18 protein-coding genes and 2 rRNA genes (2 of these 20 cut by a window edge) are annotated in these 22,500 nt (G+C 45.7%); 19 read left to right on the forward strand and 1 reads right to left on the reverse strand.

Features of this window, described 5'->3' with window-relative positions:
* The 18 genes from GBK04_RS12535 to GBK04_RS12620 all read left to right on the forward strand — a co-directional run.
* Positions 1 to 946, forward strand: a 23S ribosomal RNA gene (locus tag GBK04_RS12535) (it extends 1,898 nt beyond the left edge of the window).
* Positions 947 to 1,043: 97 nt separating this feature from the next.
* Positions 1,044 to 1,155: ribosomal RNA gene (gene rrf, locus GBK04_RS12540) — 5S ribosomal RNA — on the forward strand.
* Positions 1,156 to 1,519: 364 nt separating this feature from the next.
* On the forward strand, positions 1,520 to 2,938 hold the full coding sequence (locus GBK04_RS12545; RefSeq protein WP_152760146.1) for an anthranilate synthase component I family protein: 1,419 nt from the start codon (positions 1,520 to 1,522) through the stop codon (positions 2,936 to 2,938).
* Positions 2,939 to 2,953: 15 nt separating this feature from the next.
* Positions 2,954 to 3,343 carry a tautomerase family protein gene (locus GBK04_RS12550; protein ID WP_152760148.1) on the forward strand — a complete coding sequence of 130 codons (390 nt, stop codon included), beginning with the start codon at positions 2,954 to 2,956 and terminating at the stop codon, positions 3,341 to 3,343.
* A 53-nt stretch (positions 3,344 to 3,396) separates the two neighbouring features.
* The gene (locus tag GBK04_RS12555; protein ID WP_152760150.1) at positions 3,397 to 3,963 is read left to right on the forward strand and encodes an anthranilate synthase component II; all 567 of its coding nucleotides are present in this window, start codon (positions 3,397 to 3,399) and stop codon (positions 3,961 to 3,963) included.
* Positions 3,964 to 4,012: 49 nt separating this feature from the next.
* Positions 4,013 to 5,002 carry an anthranilate phosphoribosyltransferase gene (gene trpD, locus GBK04_RS12560; RefSeq protein ID WP_152760152.1) on the forward strand — a complete coding sequence of 330 codons (990 nt, stop codon included), beginning with the start codon at positions 4,013 to 4,015 and terminating at the stop codon, positions 5,000 to 5,002.
* 37 nt (positions 5,003 to 5,039) lie between these two features.
* On the forward strand, positions 5,040 to 5,858 hold the full coding sequence (gene trpC, locus GBK04_RS12565) for an indole-3-glycerol phosphate synthase TrpC (RefSeq protein ID WP_152760154.1): 819 nt from the start codon (positions 5,040 to 5,042) through the stop codon (positions 5,856 to 5,858).
* Entirely contained in the window at positions 5,855 to 6,505 is a 651-nt protein-coding gene (locus GBK04_RS12570) for a phosphoribosylanthranilate isomerase (RefSeq protein ID WP_152760156.1), read from the forward strand. Before trpC ends, GBK04_RS12570 begins: the two co-directional genes overlap by 4 nt.
* Position 6,506: 1 nt before the next feature.
* The gene (gene trpB / locus GBK04_RS12575) at positions 6,507 to 7,703 is read left to right on the forward strand and encodes a tryptophan synthase subunit beta (RefSeq protein WP_152760158.1); all 1,197 of its coding nucleotides are present in this window, start codon (positions 6,507 to 6,509) and stop codon (positions 7,701 to 7,703) included.
* Between the two features lie 70 nt (positions 7,704 to 7,773).
* Positions 7,774 to 7,974, forward strand: coding sequence for a hypothetical protein (locus GBK04_RS12580; protein ID WP_152760160.1), 201 nt, complete (start codon positions 7,774 to 7,776; stop codon positions 7,972 to 7,974).
* A 51-nt stretch (positions 7,975 to 8,025) separates the two neighbouring features.
* Positions 8,026 to 8,481, forward strand: a complete 456-nt coding sequence (locus GBK04_RS12585) for a Dabb family protein (RefSeq protein ID WP_152760162.1) — start codon at positions 8,026 to 8,028, stop codon at positions 8,479 to 8,481.
* On the forward strand, positions 8,478 to 9,278 hold the full coding sequence (trpA, locus tag GBK04_RS12590) for a tryptophan synthase subunit alpha (RefSeq protein WP_152760164.1): 801 nt from the start codon (positions 8,478 to 8,480) through the stop codon (positions 9,276 to 9,278). The genes GBK04_RS12585 and trpA overlap by 4 nt, the downstream gene beginning before the upstream one ends.
* Positions 9,279 to 9,937: 659 nt before the next feature.
* Entirely contained in the window at positions 9,938 to 12,925 is a 2,988-nt protein-coding gene (locus GBK04_RS12595; protein ID WP_373330931.1) for a DUF4175 family protein, read from the forward strand.
* Positions 12,926 to 13,113: 188 nt separating this feature from the next.
* Positions 13,114 to 13,536: an rRNA maturation RNase YbeY gene (ybeY, locus tag GBK04_RS12600; protein ID WP_152766071.1), complete on the forward strand. Its 423-nt coding sequence runs from the start codon at positions 13,114 to 13,116 to the stop codon at positions 13,534 to 13,536.
* Positions 13,537 to 13,625: 89 nt separating this feature from the next.
* Positions 13,626 to 15,488, forward strand: coding sequence for a tRNA uridine-5-carboxymethylaminomethyl(34) synthesis enzyme MnmG (gene mnmG / locus GBK04_RS12605; RefSeq protein WP_152760168.1), 1,863 nt, complete (start codon positions 13,626 to 13,628; stop codon positions 15,486 to 15,488).
* A 62-nt stretch (positions 15,489 to 15,550) separates the two neighbouring features.
* Positions 15,551 to 16,393, forward strand: a complete 843-nt coding sequence (locus GBK04_RS12610) for a class I SAM-dependent methyltransferase (protein ID WP_373330932.1) — start codon at positions 15,551 to 15,553, stop codon at positions 16,391 to 16,393.
* A gap of 114 nt (positions 16,394 to 16,507) precedes the next feature.
* Positions 16,508 to 18,121, forward strand: a complete 1,614-nt coding sequence (locus tag GBK04_RS12615; protein WP_152760172.1) for an Ig-like domain-containing domain — start codon at positions 16,508 to 16,510, stop codon at positions 18,119 to 18,121.
* 434 nt (positions 18,122 to 18,555) lie between these two features.
* A complete protein-coding gene (locus GBK04_RS12620; protein ID WP_152760174.1) occupies positions 18,556 to 20,367 on the forward strand; it encodes a tetratricopeptide repeat protein in 1,812 nt (603 codons plus the stop codon).
* Between the two features lie 133 nt (positions 20,368 to 20,500).
* On the opposite strand, the gene thrC is transcribed toward GBK04_RS12620, so the two are convergent.
* Positions 20,501 to 21,799: a threonine synthase gene (gene thrC / locus GBK04_RS12625; RefSeq protein WP_152760176.1), complete on the reverse strand. Its 1,299-nt coding sequence runs from the start codon at positions 21,797 to 21,799 to the stop codon at positions 20,501 to 20,503.
* 227 nt (positions 21,800 to 22,026) lie between these two features.
* Between thrC and pruA the strand changes: the two genes are divergently transcribed.
* Positions 22,027 to 22,500: the start of an L-glutamate gamma-semialdehyde dehydrogenase gene (gene pruA / locus GBK04_RS12630; RefSeq protein ID WP_152760178.1), read on the forward strand. The gene runs 1,161 nt beyond the window's last position; 474 of the gene's 1,635 nt are visible here — the first part of the coding sequence; the start codon lies at positions 22,027 to 22,029; the stop codon falls past the right edge of the window.

Here is a 22,500-nt window from a genome sequence, read left to right on the forward strand (position 1 = left end):
GAAATTCCTTGTCGGGTAAGTTCCGACCTGCACGAATGGTGTAACGATCTGGGCACTGTCTCAGCCGTGAGCTCGGTGAAATTGTAGTGGCGGTGAAGATGCCGCCTACCCGCCACGGGACGGAAAGACCCCGTGCACCTTTACTGCAGCTTTGCGTTGGTCTTGGGTCAGCGGTGTGTAGGATAGGCGGGAGGCAGCGAAGCGGCGTCGCCAGGCGCCGTGGAGCCAACCTTGAAATACCGCCCTCCGCTGTCCCGGGTCCTAACCCGGTTCAACCGGGGACCGCGCATGGCGGGCAGTTTGACTGGGGTGGTCGCCTCCGAAAGGGTAACGGAGGCTTCCAAAGGTCGGCTCAGCACGCTTGGTAACCGTGCGGGGAGTGCAATGGCACAAGCCGGCTTGACTGCCAGGCCGACGGGCCGCGCAGGTGGGAAACCAGGGCATAGTGATCCGGTGGTCCCGCATGGAAGGGCCATCGCTCAAAGGATAAAAGGTACGCCGGGGATAACAGGCTGATCTCCCCCAAGAGCTCACATCGACGGGGAGGTTTGGCACCTCGATGTCGGCTCGTCACATCCTGGGGCTGGAGAAGGTCCCAAGGGTTCGGCTGTTCGCCGATTAAAGTGGCACGCGAGCTGGGTTCAGAACGTCGTGAGACAGTTCGGTCCCTATCTGTGGTGGGCGCAGGAGGACTGAGGGGGGCTGCCCTTAGTACGAGAGGACCGGGGTGGACCCACCGCTGGTGAGCCGGCTGTCCCGCCAGGGGCACGGCCGGGTAGCCACGTGGGGAGCGGATAAGCGCTGAAGGCATCTAAGTGCGAAACCGGCCCCGAGATGAGTCCTCCCGATAGCAGGGCCGTCGTAGACGACGACGTCGATAGGCCGCAGGTGCACGCGCCGAGAAGCGCTCAGCCGAGCGGTACTAATCGCCCGAGGGCTTGCGGCACACTCCCGCACACAGCCGATTTTCTTCTCTCGTTTCCACATGCTCATTGACCGCAAGTACATAAGTACATACAAGCATTACCTCCCATAAAAGCCTTGCTGGCGGCTATGGGGCGGGTGGTCACCTCTTCCCATCCCGAACAGAGAAGTTAAGCCCCGCACCGCCGATGATACTGGCCTCGAAACCGGTAAAGTAGGTAGCCGCCACAATACCACCAACGACAGCCCCCCTGCCACAAGCTAGGGGGGCTGTTGCGTTATAGCGTACTTTTTTATTGAAATTGAAAATATAATTTGGTAGTCTGATTTCCCTTCTCCTATATTTGCAATGTTACGACTTCACCAAGAAAGAAGAAGTTGCTTTTCCCAAATTGAATTTAATATGAATCATTTCTTGAATACTGCATGGTGGTGGCGTTCTTCTCTCCGAGATGAATGGGAAAGCCTTTATGCGTAATCAAGATATAAAACGTAAAAAGCGGCTCGCTGTTCATCGGAACGGCGAGCCGCTTTTTTTTATCGCATTTGAAATAAGCATTAGAAATGTAGTATTATCCAAATAGTTATTTTTCCTATGACCTCTCCCTACGCTATCAAAACCCGATACAAAAAACTATTGGCAGATACCCTGACGCCTGTTTCCATTTATCTCAAGCTTCGTGATCGCTTCGTAAATACGCTATTGCTGGAAAGTTCTGATTATCATGGCAATGAGGATTCATTTTCCTACATCTGCTGTGACTCCGTGGCTTCCTTTGTTCTGAATAAAGGTCAGGTAGAGCAACAGTTTCCAGATGGCGAGAAAGAATCCCTTACGCTTTCCTATCCTAAGGAAGCCATTTTGGTTTTACAGCGTTTTGCGCAGCGCTTTACAACGGATCAAGATTCACCCTCGTTCCCGTTCATTACGAATGGCTTGTTTGGGCATATAACCTACGATTCGGTGGCGTATTTTGAAGATATTAGCATTCAGCCTCCTTCGCCGGAAACTGCCATTGACCAAATCATGTATCAGGTATATCGGTACGTAATTGCCATCAATCATTTCAAGGATGAACTTTACATCTTTGAGCATAGCTACGAGAATGGCAGCGCAGGAGAGGGGTTGGAACAGATTGAAATCATCATCAAAAATCGGAACTTCCCTACTCATACATTTGCCGCTACGACTCCCGAGACATCGAATGTAACAGATGACGAAATGCGAGGAGTGATTCAGACTTGCATCGACCACTGCCACCGGGGCGATGTTTTTCAGATCGTCCCTTCCCGGCGATTCAGCCGCAACTTCCAGGGTGATGAATTCAATGTGTACCGGGCGCTGCGCTCCATCAATCCCTCCCCCTACCTTTTTTACTTCGATTATGGTAACTACAAGATTTTTGGTTCTTCACCGGAGAAGCAGATTTTCATAAAAGGTGGACAGGCCGAGATTCATCCCATTGCGGGTACCTTCAAGCGCACCGGCGACGATAGTGCTGATGCCGAAGCAGCCCAACAACTGCTCAATGATCCGAAGGAAACGGCCGAACACGTGATGCTGGTCGACTTGGCCCGCAATGATCTGAGCCGAAGTTGTGATGCCGTGAAAGTAGAAACTTATAAAGAGGTGCAGTTCTTCTCGCATGTAATCCATTTGGTATCCAAAGTGGTAGGTACCATGAAGGAAGGGACCAATCCGCTGCAATTGGTAGCCGACACTTTTCCGGCAGGTACCCTCTCTGGCGCACCCAAGCATAATGCCATGACAATTATAGATGGCCTGGAAACCAGTAATCGAAGCATTTATGGAGGTGCCATTGGTTTTATGGATTTCAACGGAGATTTTAACCATGCCATTGCCATACGTACCTTCCTGAGTAAGGATAATACGTTGTTTTATCGCGCTGGGATGGGTGTGGTCGCTAAATCCAATGTAGAAAGCGAACTGAATGAGATCAACAGTAAACTAGCGGCACTCCGAAATGCCATTGCCATGGCTGAAACAATTTAATATCTTCCAAGTACGATGTCGCAAATCAAAATATACGGATTAAGATCTCATCTGGCACCTATCAAAAGGCAGCTTTCTGATGTGCTTCATTCCTGTGTTGTGGAAGCTTTTCAGTATCCAGAAAATAAGCGGGCACATCGCTTCTTTGAATTAGACCCCGCGGATTTCTATTACCCCGAAGGTAGAACCGATCGCTATACCATCATCGAAATCTCTCTTTTTGAAGGACGTTCCATTTCCGCTAAGAAGAATCTGTATCGGTTGCTGTTTGAACGTTTTGAAAAAGAGTTGTCTATTTCTCCCAATGATCTGGAAATCACCCTTTCCGAAACGCCTCCGCACTATTGGGGGATCCGGGGCAAGCCAGGCGACGAATTATCCCTGGACTATTCAATTGCTGTATAAACCACTCCTTAGTACTTTCTTCATTATTAGTACTTTCTTCATTATTGCTTTGTATGAAAATTCTGGTTCTTGACAATTACGATTCCTTCACCTATAACCTGGTCTATATTCTCCGCGAATTGCACAAACAGGTAGATGTATTCAGAAACGATAAAATCTCGCTGGAAGCGGTAGCGGAGTATGATAAAATTTTGCTTTCACCAGGACCCGGTATTCCCTCCGAAGCGGGCATTATGCAGGATGTTGTACGCGAGTATGCGCCTTCCAAGAGTATTCTGGGCATATGCCTGGGCCATCAGGGGATTGGCGAGGTTTTTGGCGGGCAACTGGAAAACATGTCCGATGTACTACACGGAATCAGCGATCAGAATATCGTAACCGACCCTAGCGAACGTCTCTTCAAAGGGCTTCCTGAGGCATTCAAGGTAGGTCGTTACCATTCCTGGACCGTGATTCCCGAAACAGTTCACGACTCGATGGCCATCACCGCAGTAGACGAGCAGGGTAGGGTGATGGGGCTGGCGCATAAGCAATATGATGTGCGCGGTCTGCAATTTCATCCGGAATCCGTACTGACTGAGTATGGTAAGGAGATGTTGCAGAATTGGTTGAGTACCTAGGTACCTTCATCGATTCGGTCGGTTTATTCATTCTACATTATCTGTTTTCATGAAAAAGATTCTCAATCATCTATTTGAATATAAGGCCCTTACCAAAGAACAATCCAAGGAAGTGCTGATGGGCATTGCCAAAGGCGATTACAATACGTCGCAAATCGCCGCCTTTCTCACTATTTATGCTATGCGAAGCATCACAGTGGCCGAGTTGGAAGGCTTTCGGGATGCCATGCTGGAACTATGTTTGGCCGTCGATTTGTCAGCCTACGATCCTATGGATGTTTGTGGTACCGGAGGAGATGGCAAAGATACCTTCAATATCTCTACACTTTCGTGTTTTGTGGTAGCCGGGGCGGGACAGCGCGTGGCCAAACATGGCAATCACGGGGTTTCGTCAACCTGTGGTTCCTCTACGGTACTGGAATATCTGGGTGTAAAATTCAGCAATGACCCCAGTTACCTCGAACGGGCCATCGAACAGGCGGGTGTATGTTTTCTGCATGCCCCTTTATTCCATCCCGCTATGAAGAATGTAGCTCCGGTACGTCGGGAGTTGGGCGTCAAGACTTTTTTCAATATGCTGGGTCCTATGACCAATCCCGCTTTCCCCAAGAAGCAGCTTGCTGGGGTATTCAGCCTTGAATTAGCAAGACTTTATGCGTATCTTTACCAGCAAACCGACAAGCAATTCATGGTGGTTCATGCCCTGGACGGTTACGATGAAGTGTCGCTGACCGGCCCTTTCAAAATTATTACAGCTCACGCCGAGCAAGTTCTGACTCCCTCTCACTTAGGGCTCGATACCGTTCGGCCCGAAACTCTTTCCGGCGGCACTACTGTCGCAGAATCCGCTCAAATTTTCATGAATGTATTGAACGATGTAGCCACATCGGTTCAAAAACAGGCCGTGGTAGCCAACGCGGCACTGGCACTATACGCGGCTAATCCTAGGCTGAATCTTATGGAGGCAGTTGCCAAAGCTAGTGAGTCGATTGAAAGCAAAAAAGCGTTGGCAGCTTTTCAAAAACTGGTTGCCCTATGATTACGAGCCTTGACCAATTGGATTTGAAAAAAACAGAATGAATATTCTAGAAAAAATAGTTGCCCATAAACGTAGCGAGGTAGCTGCTTCCAAAGTAGCTAAGCATCAGCGGGACTTTGAGAAAGACACCCTGTTCTCTCGGCCCACTCTTTCTTTGGCACATGCCTTACGTCAGACCCCAGCACCCGGTATCATTGCCGAATTCAAGCGTCAATCTCCTTCAAAAGGCATTATCAATGCGCATGCCCGGCCAGAAGTAGTTACGGCGGGTTTTACGGCGGGTGGTGCCAAAGGCTTGTCGGTACTTACAGACACAGAGTTTTTTGGGGGTACCTTTGACGATTTTAGCAAAGCCCGCGCGGCTAACCCGCATACTCCCATGCTACGAAAAGACTTTATGGTCGATGAGTATCAACTCTTTGAAGCCAAGTCGCTGGGAGCTGATGTGATTTTACTGATTGCGGCCTGTCTTTCACCACAGGAGGTGCAAACTCTGGCCCGAAAGGCACACGAGCTGAAGCTTGAAGTTCTATTGGAAGTGCACAATGCTGAAGAACTACGTGAGTGCCTGTGTGAGGACGTGGATATGGTCGGTGTCAACAATCGAAACCTTAAGACTTTCTCTACCTTCACCGAAACTTCCCTTGAACTAGCCGAGACCATTCCAGATACGTTTGTGAAGATTTCGGAAAGCGGCTTAAAAGACACTGAAACTATCCTCAATCTCTTCCAGCATGGCTATCAAGGTTTTCTTATTGGAGAAACTTTTATGAAAACATCGGACCCCGCAGTGGCGTTAGAACACTTACAGAACACCCTTTCCCTTAGTACCAACCATAAATCCTCATTCGTATGAAATTGAAAGTATGCGGAATGCGCGAACGCATTAATATCCAATCACTGATTCCTCTAAAACCGGATTTTATTGGTTTCATTTTCTATGATAAATCACCCCGCTACGTAGGAGAGGGCCTGAATGAAGAAATTATCCGACAGGTACCTTCTTCCATTAAGAAGGTAGGTGTCTTTGTTAATGCCAGCCCCGATTACATCATGAGCATGGCCAGGCAGTACGACTTGCAGTACGTACAGCTTCATGGTAACGAGATGCCGGATTTCTGCCGGATTCTCCGCCAAAAGGGGCTCAACATTATCAAAGCGTTCTCTGTCGACAATGATTTTAATTTTGCTATGCTCAATAATTACAAACCTTTTTGTGACTTGTTTTTGTTTGATACCAAAGGTACCCTGCCGGGTGGAAATGGAGTACCCTTCGACTGGAACATCCTGCGTAAGTACGACCAGGAAAAACCGTTTCTGCTGAGTGGCGGCATCAGCGTCGACAATATTGACAAGGTCATTGAACTCTCGCGGTCGATTCGGATTTATGGCATCGACATCAATAGCTGCTTTGAGATAGAACCTGGAGTGAAGGATATAGAGCAGATACGCAAAGTGCTTGATAAAATCAGAATTAAAGAGGAGGAAGAACTGGAAGTTTGACATGGAAATATTGGACGAAAAAATAGCCTACCAAGTTGATGCGAACGGCTATTACGGAATGTTTGGCGGTGCCTTTGTACCTGAGATGTTGCACCCCAACGTAGAAGAGCTCCGCACGCGCTATCTCGACATCATGGCCGAGCCTAAGTTCCAGGCCGAGTTCAACGACTTGCTACGGAACTATGTAGGTAGGCCGACTCCCCTGTATCTGGCCAAGCGGCTATCCGAAAAATATGGTACCACAATCTATCTCAAGCGGGAAGACCTCTGCCATACCGGCGCCCATAAAGTCAATAATACGATCGGGCAAATTCTGTTAGCCCAGCGACTGGGCAAAAAGCGTATCGTGGCTGAAACCGGAGCCGGCCAGCATGGCGTGGCCACGGCCACCGTATGTGCGTTGATGGGTATTGAGTGTATCGTGTACATGGGTTCGCTTGATATCGAACGGCAGGCCCCCAATGTAGCCCGTATGAAAATGCTCGGTGCCGAAGTCCGGGCGGCAACCTGCGGTTCTCAGACGCTCAAAGACGCTACGAATGAGGCCATGCGGCACTGGATCAATAATCCGACCGATACGCATTACATCATCGGGTCGGTAGTAGGACCACACCCTTATCCCGATATGGTAGCCCGTTTTCAGTCAGTGATTTCGGCTGAGATGAGAACACAGCTCCAAGAACAGGTAGGTACCCCAAATCCTGATTATGTAGTAGCGTGCGTGGGAGGAGGTAGCAATGCTGCCGGAGCATTTTATCATTATCTGGACGAACCATCGGTACAACTGATTGCTGTAGAAGCTGCCGGACAGGGTATAGACTCGGGACATTCGGCTGCCACTACTGCCTTGGGCAAACCGGGGGTACTTCACGGCAGCCGTACCATTCTGATGCAAACTGAGGATGGACAGGTAGTAGAGCCCTATTCACTATCGGCCGGGCTGGATTATCCAGGTATTGGTCCCGTCCATGCACACCTTTTCCAGACAGGTCGAGCCAAATTCCTGTCAGCTACCGACGATGAAGCTATTCAGGCTTCCTTAGAACTGGCCCGTATTGAAGGAATCATTCCCGCATTGGAAAGTGCCCATGCGCTGGCGGTCCTTGACCGCATTGGCGCTGGTAAAAACGATGTGGTCGTGGTAAACCTCTCAGGACGCGGCGACAAAGACCTAAGTACCTACATGAAGTACCTGTAACAAACCGCTGTTGAATTACAGTCTTTCTGTTGATCTCAATTTAGTTTCTCACAATTCATATCCAAAAAACATGGCTACACTCGCATTGCCCGAAGTTTTCGACCTGCGTTTGAAACTGCAGACACTGGAAACCAAAAAAGATTCACCTGACATTTCGTTGTTTGAACGCTGCGATCTTGAGGATGAGATTTTAGAAATCAAAGAAAAACTCGGTCAGTTTGATCGCCAGAAGTTTGATCAAGGCGAAGAATGTATCAATTGCTCGGGTTGATTCTACCGATTAGTACTCCAACATTTCTCTCTAAACCTCTAATTTATTCCAATGAAAAAAACCTTCCTCTCATTAACTTCCGGAATTCTTTTGCTTGGCGTAGTGGCCTTCAGCTCCTGCCAGACTGCCGACTCAAAAAACGATAGTACTGAATCCGAAAAAGAAACTACTGAATCAATGAACGAACCAACCGAATCGAAGAAAATGCTGCGTCATGTCGTTCTGTTTAAATTTAAAGATTCTTCCACGCCTGCCCAAGTTAAAGAAGTAGAGGAAGCTTTCCTGGCGCTTCCCTCCAAGATCAAGGAAATTAAATCGCTGGAATGGGGTACCAACAATAGCCCCGAAAACTTGAACCAGGGTTTCACGCACTGCTTTTTTGTGACATTCGATAGTGAGGAAGATCGCGCTGCCTATCTACCTCATCCTGATCACAAGGCATTTGGTGCGATCCTAGGCCCGCATTTGGACAAAGTACTGGTTATTGACTATTGGACTCAGGAATGAACCGAATTACTGACCTTTTTGAAAGACAGCCTGCTGCCAATCTCAATGTGTATTTTACGGCAGGGTACCCTCAACTGAACGATACGCGGCGGATACTTTCTGCTCTGCAAGAAGCGGGGGGAGATCTGGTAGAAATCGGTATGCCCTATTCCGATCCTGTGGCCGATGGCGAAACGATCCAGCAAAGCAATCAGCAGGCACTTGAAAATGGCATGACGGTCCGGCTCTTGTTTGAGCAACTAAGTGGAATGCGCGCTGAGGGTATCACGGTACCTGTGCTTTTGATGGGGTACCTGAATCCAGTGATTCAGTTCGGTTTAGAGCGGTTTTGCGAACGCTGCGCCGAGGTGGGGGTAGATGGGTTGATTTTGCCCGATATGCCTATGGATGTTTATCTCCGTGAGTACAAAGCGATTTTTGAAAAATACGGTTTGCTCAATATTTTTCTGGTAACCCCCCAAACTTCCGAAGCAAGAATCCGTCAGATCGATGCCGTAAGCGAAGGTTTTATTTATACGGTATCCTCGGCAAGTGTGACAGGATCAAAGGCAGGTGTCAATGACAATATGGAAGCCTACTTCGATCGCATCAATGCCATGAATCTTCGAAACCCTCGGTTGATCGGTTTTGGAATCAAGGATCAGGCTACATTTGATAAAGCTTGCCATTATGCCCATGGTGCTATTATCGGTAGTGCTTTTATTCGTATATTACAGAACAGTAAGGCCTTTGAACATGAAATAAAGGATTTTATCGGCTCAATCAAAGCCAATAAACCCGCCTCAGTAGACGTTTAAAAAGCATTAAGCATTTTTATTGGATGAGTTCGAAGGTCTGGAATGTACAGCATTCCTTTTCTTCGCTCATTTTTTTCATTTACAAGCCAAAAAAATAAGTGACTTTTTGACCCTGAGTGACTTTGCCGCGTAACGGATTTGATCATCGACATTAACGTACCTAGAGAATGGCAGCTTCTACTACCTCTGTGAATACCCTGTTGTTACGCATTCAGGAATACCGCCAGAAATACTATCAGAATCGTTTGCTGAAAGGCCTCATCTTTTCGGCTGCTCTTTTACTTAGTGTTTTTCTTGTCTTCAACGCATTGGAATACTTCGGGCGATTTAGTTCGGGCGTCAGGGGAATGCTGTTTTTTGGCTTTCTGGCTGTGTTGCTATTCTCTTTATACCAATGGATTGTTCAGCCTCTCATCAATTTGTACGGTCTGCGGAGGCCGTTGACCAATGAAACTGCGGCTCTGCAGATTGGACAATACTTTCCTGAAATTGGCGATAAGCTACTCAATACTTTACAGCTTCAATCACTTTCCGGTCGGCAGACCGACCTGATCGAAGCCAGTATCCGGCAGAAATCAAGTCAACTTTTAGTGGTGCGTTTTGCGGATGCCATACGCTTCCAGGAAAACAAGCAATACATCAAATATGCCATATATCCTTTGGCGGCGATTGCGGTTATTCTGTTATTCAATCCTACTTTTTTTACGTCAAGTTCCGACCGGATCATTCATTTCCAGAAAAATTATACCTATGCCCCTTTCACTTTTCAACTGAATAATAAAGAGCTGAAGGCATTTCGTAATGAAGATTTCGTGCTTAATCTGACCCTTGAAGGTGAGGCTTTACCCCAAGCGGTGTACCTGGTGCAAAATGGTACGCGCTTTAAATTGGATCAGGAAGCAGCACGCACTTTCACCTATACCTTCAAAAATGTTCAGCGCGATGTGCATTTTTCGTTTGACGCCGCGGGCTTCGTTTCCGACGATTATACTCTTAAAATCGTCGAGCGCCCTAGCTTATTGTCCTTCGATGTAAACCTGCGTTATCCTTCTTACCTAAATAAGCCTGCTGAAGCCTTATCCAATGTAGGAAACCTCACCGTACCGGAAGGCACGGTGGTAGAATGGAATTTCAACACTTCTTCTACGAAAGCCCTTGGCTTGAAGTTCGACAATGATTCCCTGCTGTATAAAGCCGAAAATCGGGATGATAAGCGTTTTCAGTACCGGAGGTCTGTCCGCAAATCGTCGCAGTACCATGTAATGCTCCAGAACAATGAGACGCCTAACGCGGAAAAAATTGGCTATTATCTCAATGTAATACCCGATAAGATTCCAGTGCTCTCGCTGGAGAATTTCCAGGACACAACCCTTTACAACTTCCTGGTAGTAGGTGGATCCATTAGTGACGACTATGGATTTTCCCAGCTTAAACTCTTCTATTCTGTTCGTCGCGAAAATCAGCCTGAAGATAAAAAACCTGATCTTAAAAGTATTGCTATCCCTTTCAACAAAACGGTCAATACTCAGAGCTTTTATTTTCAATGGTACGTTGATAGCCTGCAACTGGCACCGGGTGATAAAATTGAATACTATGCTCAGGTTTGGGATAATGACGGCGTGAACGGTCCCAAAAGCGCGCGTTCTCGCACAATTAATTTCGCTGTTCCTGAAAAAGATAAATTACAGGAAGAAGTAGATAAGTCGGCCCAGCAGACCGAAGAGCAAATGGAAAAGGCTTTGAAGAAAGCAAAAAGCCTGGAGCGAGACCTCGAAAATCTGGAAAAACGCCTCAAGACGAATAAAGAACTCGACTTTCAGGAACGTAAGCAGGTTGAGGACATTATCAAGAAACGTGAAGATCTGATGCAGGAAGTCCGTTCGATCCAGGATCAGAATAAGGCTACCAATGAGAAATCGAAGCAGTTTAGCCAGCAAAGTCCCGAAACCCAAGAAAAACTCAATCAGCTCCAGAAGTTGATGGATGATCTAATGGACGATGAGACTAGCAAACTGTATAAGGAACTGCAAAAATTACTGGAGCAGAAACAGAGCGAGCGTATGACCAAGATGCTTGAAAAACTCCGGAACAAAGAGAACAACCTGGAAAAGGAGCTGGAGCGTACGCTGAATCTGTTTAAGAAAATGCAGATGGAGCAAAAGATGGAAAAAGCGGTTGAGAAGCTGGAGGAATTAGCTGAAAAGGAAGAAAAACTTGCCGAGGAAACCCAGAAAAACTCCGACGAAAAGAAGCAGGCTAATGAGAAAATGGATTCCGATAGCAAGAAAAAAGACGCCGATAAGAAAGGAGCAGAGGATAAGAAAAATGCGGATGATAAAAAAAGTGCAGACGATAAAGTTAAGAAAGAGGGCGATGATAAGAGTGGAAAAAATGAGGATTTGAAAAAAGAACAAGAGAAAATCCAGGAAGAATTTAACGAGCTTAAGGAAGATCTCGATGAGATTGAGAAAATGGGAGAGGAGATCGACGATAAACCTGATACCCAGGAAGCGGAAGAAAAGAATGCTGAGCAGCAAATGGAGCAAAGTAAACAGCAACTTGATAAACAACAGAATTCGGACGCTGCTCAATCCCAACAGAAAGCTGCAAAATCCATGCGTAAGATGTCTGAGTCCATGTCTCAGGCAATGATGGACTCTCAGATGGCTCAAATGCAGGAAGACATGGATGCTCTACGGGATATTCTGGAGAATCTGATTACACTCTCCTTCGATCAGGAAAAGCTTATGAAGGATTTTAAGGGAGTCAATTTGCAAGACCCACGCTTTGTTACACTCGGGCAGGAACAGCTGAAATTGCAGGATGATGCCAAAGTGATTGAGGATAGCCTCTACGCACTGGCCAATCGCGTGATTCAAATCCAATCGTTCATTACCCGTGAGCTTAATGACATGAAATCCTATATGGATGAAAGTGTAGGCAGCATTAAGGATCGACGGATCAATGTTGCTACTTCCAAGCAGCAATTTGCTATGACTTCCATGAACAATTTGGCACTTATGTTGAGTGATGTGTTCAGACAAATGCAGCAACAAATGGCTATGGCCATGGCCATGCCTGGGAAGGGAAAAGGGCAGGGACAGCAGAAGGGTAAAGAGAAGGGCAAATCGGCAGGCGAAATGCAACGGGAGTTAAGTGATCAGCTCCAGAAAATGGGGGAGGGGAAAAGTGGGCAGGGACAGCAAGGAAATTCTGAGCAACTTGCCCGCATGGCCGCTCAACAGGCTATGATTCGCAAGATGATCCAAGAGCTTATGGATTCGCAAAAAGGCACTGAAATGGGACAGAAGTACGGGAATGAGTTAAAAGAACTCATGGAAAAAATGGATGAATCTGAAACTGATCTGGTAAACAAACGGGTCAATCAGGATTTGAAAAATCGGAATAAGGAAATTACCACCCGTCTTTTGGAATCCGAAAAGGCAATGCGTGAACAGGATGAAGATGACAAACGCAAAGGTGAAACAGCAAATCAGATAATTCGCCGGCCACCACCTGCTTTTGAACAATACATTAGAGAGAAAGAACGTCAAACTGAGTTGCTTCGCTCGATTCCTCCTGAATTTTCCCCTTTCTATAAACGGGAGGTTGACTCTTATTTTAGAAAATATCAATCTGAAAAATAGACTCAGTAAATCCAATAACTCTTTGGTACATCCCCTCTTGCTCAAATTGTGTTGTTAATATGAGAAATAAAGTATTTTTGTGTTACATTTCGTAAAGTTTAGTAACTATATATTTTCTTTGGTAGTTGCTTTGTTTAAGTTTAAGTTTAATACTATTACACACTAAAACAATCTGCATTTTGAAAACAATGATCCAATTTTTTGCGGAGGACGTCGAGTATGACCTTCCTAATCCAACCAAAGCGAAGCGATGGTTGAAGTTTGTAATTGAATCTGAAGGCTTTTCCCTTAATCAGTTGAATTACATTTTCTGTTCTGACGATTACCTTCTTAATATGAATCGTGAACACCTTCAACACGATTACTACACCGACATTATTACTTTCGATACAAGTGATGATGAAAAAGAAGTTGAAGGCGAAATTTACATTAGCACCGATCGAGTCATTGAAAATGCCGAGGCTGCCGAAGTAAAATTTGACGAAGAGCTACGTCGTGTTATTGTACACGGCGTTCTTCACCTCGTAGGCTACGGCGATGGCGATGAACCTTCAAAGATCAGAATGCGTAATAAGGAAGACTTTTATCTTAAAAACTATAAGTACCAATAAAATTCCACGTGGAACATTTTGTTCTTTTTTACAAAACCATAAAGTCTTGACGTTTTGTTGAGACTTTTTTTAATTTAATCTTAAATAGGATGTTTCCAGAGTATGATGTAATCGTGGTAGGAGGAGGTCACGCAGGCTGCGAAGCAGCGGCGGCGGCGGCTAATATGGGATCGAAAGTACTTTTGATTACAATGAACATGCAGACGATTGCTCAAATGTCGTGCAATCCGGCGATGGGTGGAGTAGCCAAAGGTCAGATCGTTCGTGAAATCGATGCCTTAGGAGGACAGTCCGGCATTGTAAGTGATCGGACTATGATCCAATTCAGGATGCTGAATCGTTCGAAGGGCCCAGCAATGTGGAGCCCAAGGTGCCAAAGTGATCGGATGCTTTTTGCACAGGAATGGCGGCAAATACTGGAATCAACTCCAAACGTAGACTTCTGGCAAGATACCGTAACCGGAGTAATTGTAAAGGAGGGTCGAGTAGGTGGAGTGAAAACGAGCTTGGGTATAGAGATAATTGCCAAAGCCATAGTGCTTACAAATGGTACCTTCCTAAATGGGTTGATTCATATTGGAGAGAAAAACTTTGGAGGAGGCAGAAGTGGCGAACGGGCCGCAACGGGTATCACCGAACAACTCATCACCTTAGGCTTTGAGTCGGGTCGTATGAAAACAGGTACCCCCCCTAGAGTAGATGGCCGCTCCTTGGACTATACCCGTATGGAAGAGCAGCCAGGGGATGAAGAAGCAGGTAAATTTTCATATAAAAATACACCCCGACTTGAAAAGCAAAGGAGCTGTTGGATAACGTACACAAACGAAAAAGTACATGAGGTACTTAAAACAGGTTTTGATAAATCGCCCATGTTTTCGGGACGTATTAAAGGACTGGGTCCACGATACTGTCCTTCGGTAGAAGATAAAATCAATCGGTTTGCGGATAAGGATCGTCATCAGATTTTTGTGGAACCTGAAGGCTGGAATACGGTTGAGGTGTATGTGAATGGATTTTCAACATCGCTACCTGAGGACATACAGTATAGGGCGTTGAAAGAAATCCCTGGCTTTGAAAACGTACGGATGTTCAGGCCGGGTTACGCGATAGAGTATGACTATTTTCCTCCTACACAGTTAAAGCTAACACTGGAAACCCACCTGATAGAAAACCTATATTTTGCCGGTCAGATTAATGGTACCACGGGCTACGAGGAAGCCGCTTGTCAGGGGCTAATGGCCGGAATAAATGCACACCGTAAAGTAAAGGAAGAGAATGCTTTCGTTTTAAAAAGGTCCGAAGCTTACATCGGTGTACTCATAGACGACCTGATCAATAAGGGTACAGAAGAACCCTATCGAATGTTTACTTCAAGAGCGGAGTACCGTACGCTTCTTCGGCAGGATAATGCCGATATCCGACTCACCGAAAAAAGTCACGCGATAGGATTAGCAGATGATGAACGCCTAGAGAATGTGAAACGAAAAATTTCACAGACCGATGAGTTAGTGCAAGAATTGATGAAAATTAAAGTCAACCCTGAAGATGTAAATACACAGTTGGAGGCTTATCATACTTCCCTAATTCGAGACAGAACTTCACTATGGCAGCTACTTAAAAGACCACAATTGAGTATGCGTGAAATCAGAGAAATGAGTCCGGCATTAGTCAACTGGATGGACCCTCTGCAAGAAGACGCCATCGAACAGGCGGAGGTCCATGTGAAGTATGATAGCTACATTGAAAAGGAACGATTGATGGTTGAAAAGATGACCCGAATGGAAGATCTTGCCATCATTTCTGGCTTTAATTATGATAAGGTACCTGCCCTATCTTTCGAAGGGAGGGAGAAATTAAAAAAAGCAAAGCCTCAGACGATTGGTCAGGCTTCCCGGATCAGTGGTGTCAGCCCCTCAGATATTTCAGTACTCATGATTCATTTAGGAAGATGAAGGTCGCATTGGAAACTTTGAATGAATGCCCGGTTTGCCAGGGAAGTACATACAAACCGTTTTTGAAAGCCAAAGACAACACGGTAACCGAGCAGGTATTTCAGATAGTACGGTGTGAAAGCTGTGGGTTTTTGTTTACAAATCCCCGGCCTACGGAGCAGTTAATCGGAAGTTATTATGAGTCTACGGATTATATCTCACACCATGATGAAGGGAAGGATGTAATGAGTAGGCTGTACAATCGGGTAAGGGAGTTTACAACTCAACAGAAAATCAAGCTTCTGAAAAAATCCATTGGATTTACGGGCTCACTTTTGGACATTGGTAGTGGAACCGGTTTTTTTCTATCGCAGGCCAAAGCAGCCGGTTGGCAAGTGGCCGGTACAGAACCCGATGCACAGGCACGTGCCATCAGTCAGGGTAGGGTAGGAGAGGTCATTTTCGAAAGTATTCAGGATCCATATTTTGATACAACCACCTACGATGCCATCACGATGTGGCATGTACTTGAACATGTGCACCTACTCAACGAAACATTTGAATGGTTGCACGCACATCTCTCCCCGAAGGGAAGGTTAATCATTGCGGTACCTAATGCAGAATCAGAAGATGCCAGAAGATTTAAAGAGTTTTGGGCTGCGTATGATGTACCTCGCCATTTGTACCATTTCACAAAAAAATCAATGACACAACTGGCCGAAGCACACCAATTCACGGTAGAGAGGATCGTGCCTATGTGGTTTGATTCTTACTACGTAGCTCTATTGAGTAATCGTTACCAACAGGGGAAGACCAATGTACCTCAAAGCCTGTGGGAGGGATCAGTATCCAATTGGAAAGGCCGACGGGTAGGCCATGGCCATCCTAACACCTCCAGCCTGATTTACGTGCTCGCCAAAGCCTGATGGGCAACCCACATACAAAACCCCCAATGCCACACGCCGGTATTGGGGGTTTTTAATTGAACAATTGTTCGGTTCTTACCTATCTTCAAGTTTATTTCCAAAACATCATTTCCGATGAAGAAGTACCTAGCTTGTTTTTTCCTTTTGTTCATCCTGGTGCGTTGCGCTCAGCAGGTAGCCCCTACGGGAGGAAAAAAAGACATTATCGCCCCCACTTTATTAGAATCGAATCCTCCAAATAAGTCCCGTAACTTTCAGGGAAAGGAAATAGAATTACTCTTCGATGAGTACGTCATCGTTGATAATATCCAGCAGAAACTCATTATCACTCCGGAAATAGAGAACCCTTACAACTTCAAGCAGAAGGGTACCTCCATTGTCTTAGCCTTTAAGGAAAAGTTTGCGGATAGCACTACTTACACTTTCAATTTTGGGGATGGCATCAAAGACTTTGCCGAGCGTAACCCTGCTCAAAATCTAAAACTGGTTTTTAGTACTGGCCCGACCATCGACTCCGCCCGGGTATATGGTAGTATTACCGATCTGCGAAGCAACAAGCCGATCTTCGATGCGTTGGTTGGACTCTATAAATTGAATGATACCATAAATCCTGAGAAACAGAAACCCTATTATTTTTCAAGAACCGACAGCAGTGGCAGGTTTGCCATTGAGAATATACAGGTAGCCCGCTACCGGCTCATTGCCACTGATGATAAGAATCGCAATCAACTTTACAACACGAAAGATGAACGGATCGCTTTTCTTGATTCGGCCATTCAGGTAGGTACCGACACCACCAACTATAATCTCAAACTATATCATTCCGATGGTACGCCACCTCGAATTCAACGTACCACTCCGAAAGTAAACAACTACACTGTTGTCTTTAACAAAGGCATGGATAGCCTAAGAGTGCGATACTTGAAAGGTGATTCGCTGGCTTATTTTCCAGAAAACGCCACGCAGCTCAAATTTTTCAATACGACGGGTACTACGGATACCACGCTGGTTTCAATCACTGGGGTAGATTCACTTGGTCAGAAGTTTGAACAAGAGCAAAAAATTGCATTTCTAGTCCAGCGGGGCAAAGAAAAACAGCTTGAACCCCTCACCCTGCGAACAGTACCCGAACGGGGACAGCCCCTGGCCCGCGACTTTACCTATACATTTATTTTCAATAAACCCATTGCACAACTACTGCCTGAACAAATCCAACTTCAGAACGATAGCTTGACTAAACAGCCGTTGGCAACTATGCAATGGCAGTGGAACACCTACCACAATGAGATATCTGTTTCGGGTGTCGCCACGGCCCGGGATAGTATCAAATGGATAGTTCCTGCTGGGGCTGTCATTAGCGTTGAGGGTGATACCCTACCGGCCGTTTCCTACCGGCACACGGTTTTGAAAGAGGAAGACTACGGGATTCTCCGGGGAAAAATTACCAGTGATTCCACCACTCATTTTTTCATTGAGCTAATCAATGAAGAATTCAAGGTAGTACGTACCGCCTATACCTCTCCTTACACCTTCACTCGTGTTCCACCGGGCAAGTACCAGCTGCGTGTTATTATTGATCGCAACAATAACCGCCGTTGGGACACGGGCAATTACAATCAGGGGCGTCAACCCGAACCCATCTACTATTTTCCCGATCCTATTCAGGTTAAAAGCAACTTTGAGTTTGACGACAACAATTTCACGATACCTTCAAAAACAGCAGATTAGTTTTTGTCAAAATCACGTTTAATGTGCATAAGCATGTGGAAAACCAAAAGCTACTGTGGAAACTCCGGGTTTTAGTGTGGGAAACACTGTGGAAAAAAGCCAATGAGTGTGGAAAAGAAGATGGTGATAAAGCTGAAGTTGAAAACCTACCCGCTATCCTGTACTTAACAGGCTGTTGATACACTTCAGCTAGTGTGTATAAGATGTGAAAAGTTATCCCTCCACAATTCACTTAAGTTTGTGGAAAGAAAAAAACATACTTGATAGAGAGTAAATTAGTTGTTTACAAAGTCCACAACTCCGTGGATAAATGCCTAACTTGTAAACAGTGAGCCGCTCGGCTGAAGTGGAACTTGAGTGGATAGATTAGTTGTACACAAATCCACAGGCCTAATTTAATTGTAATAGATAAAAATTATTCTTTTTTATTATTTATGAAGAGGTACTTAAAGTGGATAACCTTATTGGGGCTATTGTTCGGGACCTACACGCTAAGGGCACAGTCGGATGAACAGATGGCGGAAGAGTATTTTAAAAATGAAGACTGTGAAAAAGCAGTCAGCTACTATCAGAAGATTTTGAAGAAATCGTTTGATAAGCGTTCATTAAAAAATTATACCAGCTGTCTCATCAAAACTAAAGACTGGGACGAGGCCGATAAGTTTTTTAAGAAACAGGTCAAGAGTGAGGGAGCAAATGCGCCTTGGTACTTTTTGAACTGGGGAATGCTGATCGAGGCACAGGGCAAAACTGATGAAGCAGAAAAAAAATATGGAGAGGCAATTGAGGCATTTGGTGCGCGGGTTGATCTGTACAAAGATTTGGCCGAAGAGTTTCGCGAGATGCAAAAGGCGGAGTGGGCACAGCGGACGCTCCAGCGCGCTCGGGAGGTAGCCAAGAATGAGAACCTCTACCGCCTGGAAATGGCGAGCGTATACCGCGAATTAAACGATCCTGAAAGTATGATCGCCGAGCTGCTTTCGTATGGGATTCTTTTTCGCAATACCGAGATCGTTCAAAACATGCTTCAGGATTTTATCAAAGCCGAAAAGGAGCAGGCGCTTTTGGAAAAAGTGCTGTACGAGAAAATTCAGAAAAACCCCAATGAAGCTTTTTATAACGAGCTACTAGTATGGTACCAGGTACAGCGTAAGGATTTTTATAAAGCTTTCATTCAGGAGCGGGCCCTCGACAAGCGTTTCAAGTACAGTGGTACCCGTATTTTTGATTTGGCCAATCTGGCATTACAGAATAAGGACCACGAGAATGCCGCGGCCATGTTTGAGTACATTGTGAAAGAGTACCCACAGGGTCAGCTTTATCCTTTTGCCCGGCGCATGGCCATCAGCTCCCGTGAAGAACAGGTGAAGAATACCTACCCAGTCAATACTGCGGAGGTACAGAAGCTAATTGGTGAATATCAAAAGCTATTGGCTGAGCTAGGTACCAACGCCCGCACACTCGAGGCCTTACGCAATATGGCCATCCTCCACGCTTTTTATCTGGATGAAAAAGACAAGGCAATTGATATCCTGACCAAAGCCATTGAGGCAGGCAAAACGGAAAAGGAATTTGTGGATAAATGCAAACTCGACTTGGGTGATATTTACCTCCTGCAAGGCGAGCCTTGGGAAGCTACCCTGTTGTATTCACAAGTAGAAAAATCACAGAAAGACGATGTACTGGGCTATGAGGCCAAGCTCCGGAATGCCAAGCTACATTATTATAAAGCTGATTTCGCCCTTTCCAAAGAAGTACTGGATATATTGAAAAAAGCCACGAGCCGTGAAATTGCCAATGATGCCAATGACTTGAGTCTGCTCATTATGGATAACACCGGACTTGATTCTTCCGAAACCGCCATGCGGGAATACTCCAATGTAGAACTGTTACTTTTTCAAAACAGGACCGGAGAAGCAATCGACTCTCTGAAACACCTCTACGCAAAATACCAGGATCATAGCCTCGCGGATGAGATTCTCTGGCTCACGGCCAAAACTTATATGAAGCTCGACAGCAATCAGCAAGCTCTTGAGGCTCTGAAAATAATTAAGGAAAAATTTCACTACGACATCTTGGGTGACGACGCGCTATTTACAATGGCGAAACTCTACCAGGAAAAATTGAACGATAAAGACGAAGCAATGAAATTGTATCAGGAACTGCTGGAAAAATATCCCGGTAGTATTTTTATCGCTGAATCCCGGAAGCGATTCCGAACGCTTCGGGGTGATCCTATTAATTGATAGTAAGGTAGGTCAACATTTGAGGAAAACCGGACTGTTTTGTAAAAAATAGTCCGGTTTTCTTTTTCATAGAATGTACCAGTATACGAAAATATTGATTCTACGCAATTCTCAGGCCGAATAAAATCGGCTTCTACCCCAATAAATAGGCCTTGAAGTCCTGAAAACGCGGTTTTAAAGGAATTGCGTTTTTATCAAGCGAAAGTAAATTTTTGAGCCTTTCAGGAATAAAAATAGGAGTTTCGAGAGTACCTTCCACCAAATCCAGAAATTTGGCCGGATGAGCAGTCGCCAGAAAGATGCCTGTAAAATCCTGCCCACTTTCAGTCCGGTACTTTTGTAACCCTTCGTAGGCAACAGCCGTATGCGGACACATGACGTAGTGAGTCTGCTCAAAAACTTGCCGCATACTGGCTTTGGTCTGTTCGTCATCGAAATAGTAGCCTGAAATCAATTTCCGAGTTTCTTGCCAGTCGTCTTCGAAGAACCGGGTCAGGCGTACAAAGTTGCTGGGACTTCCCACGTCCATTGCGTTGGAAATGGTTTCGATGGAAGGTAACGGAGCATAAGCACTGCTTTCCAAATAGCGAGGTACCACATTGTTCCGATTTGTGGCCGCTACGAAATGCTCCACAGGTAGACCCATCCGATAAGCCAATATTCCGGCACTTAAATTACCGAAGTTTCCACTGGGAACCGAAAATACTACGGGTTTGCCTAGATGCTTGGTCTGGGCATAAGCTGAGAAATAGTAAAAAGACTGGGGGATCAAACGGGCAATGTTGATCGAATTGGCAGAGGCCAAATTGTAGGTCGAGTTCAATTCCTGATCCAGGAAAGCTTCTTTGACCAGCCGTTGACAATCATCGAAGGTACCGTCTACTTCCAAAGCGGTAATATTATGACCCAGTGTGGTAAGCTGTTTTTCCTGAATGTCGCTCACCTTACCACTTGGATACAGAATCGTGACCGATATACCGGGTACCTTATAAAATCCCTGCGCTACAGCACCTCCGGTATCGCCGGATGTCGCTACCAGAATTTTGATTTCCTTTTGGGACCGCACGAGATAGTGAGACATCAATGCCGCCATAAATCGGGCACCAAAATCCTTGAAAGCCATGGAAGGCCCGTGGAATAGTTCCAAAACGTGGGTATCAGGTGTGATTTCTACCACCGGCGCATCAAAGGAAAAAGAGCGCTCCACGATTTCTTCCATATCTCTGCGCGAAAGGTCCTCAGCAAGCAATGTGTGACCTACCTCCACCGCTATATCATTAAAAGAGCGGTTTTCAATTGTATCCAGAAAACTGCTTGACAAAGTCGGTATCGATTCGGGCATATAAAGCCCATTGTCTGCCGGTAGACTTTTAAAAACGGCTTCCTCAAGTGAAGCTTTGATACTGCGCGTCCTGGTACTGTAAAACTGCATGAGAAAAGCGTAAGGGATTGAAATAAAGTCGCAAATCTACGGAAAACAGCCAGTAGGTGGGAGCCAGGCTAAAAGTAAATTTAGGAAAAGTGGCTAACTTGCCAGAATGTGAAGTTATTAGTGAATGGAAGATGTTAGTTAGTAAGTGATCACCTGAAAAAGTAAGGTAAGTCGCTCATAACGAAACCCATTTTCAATTCAATTATTTATTTTTAATTCATTTCATCATGCCAAAAGGAGTTTTTAAGGTACCTCAACCCATCAACGAACCCGTCAAGAGCTATGAACCGGGCAGTCCTGAACGGGCTGAATTAAAAAAAGCGCTCGAAACAGGACGGTCCCAAAAGATAGATATTCCTCAGTATATCGGAGGCGAAACGATTTTTTCCGGAAATAAATTAAAAGTGGCGCCTCCCCACGATCATCAGCACATACTGGGTTATTTTCACGAAGGAGATGCATCGCATGTAACAATGGCAATTGAAGCCGCTTTGCAGGCGCGGGAAAAATGGGCTGCCCTGGATTGGGAACAACGGGCAGCGATCTTTCTGAAAGCCGCTGATCTGATTGCCGGACCATACCGGGCTCGCCTCAATGCGGCTACGATGTTGGGACAGTCCAAAAACGCCTACCAGGCTGAAATTGATTCTGCTTGTGAGATAATTGATTTTTTGCGATTCAACGTCAAGTATATGACGGAT

It is taken from the genome of Salmonirosea aquatica (assembly GCF_009296315.1).
In the GTDB taxonomy this organism is placed as follows: domain Bacteria; phylum Bacteroidota; class Bacteroidia; order Cytophagales; family Spirosomataceae; genus Salmonirosea; species Salmonirosea aquatica.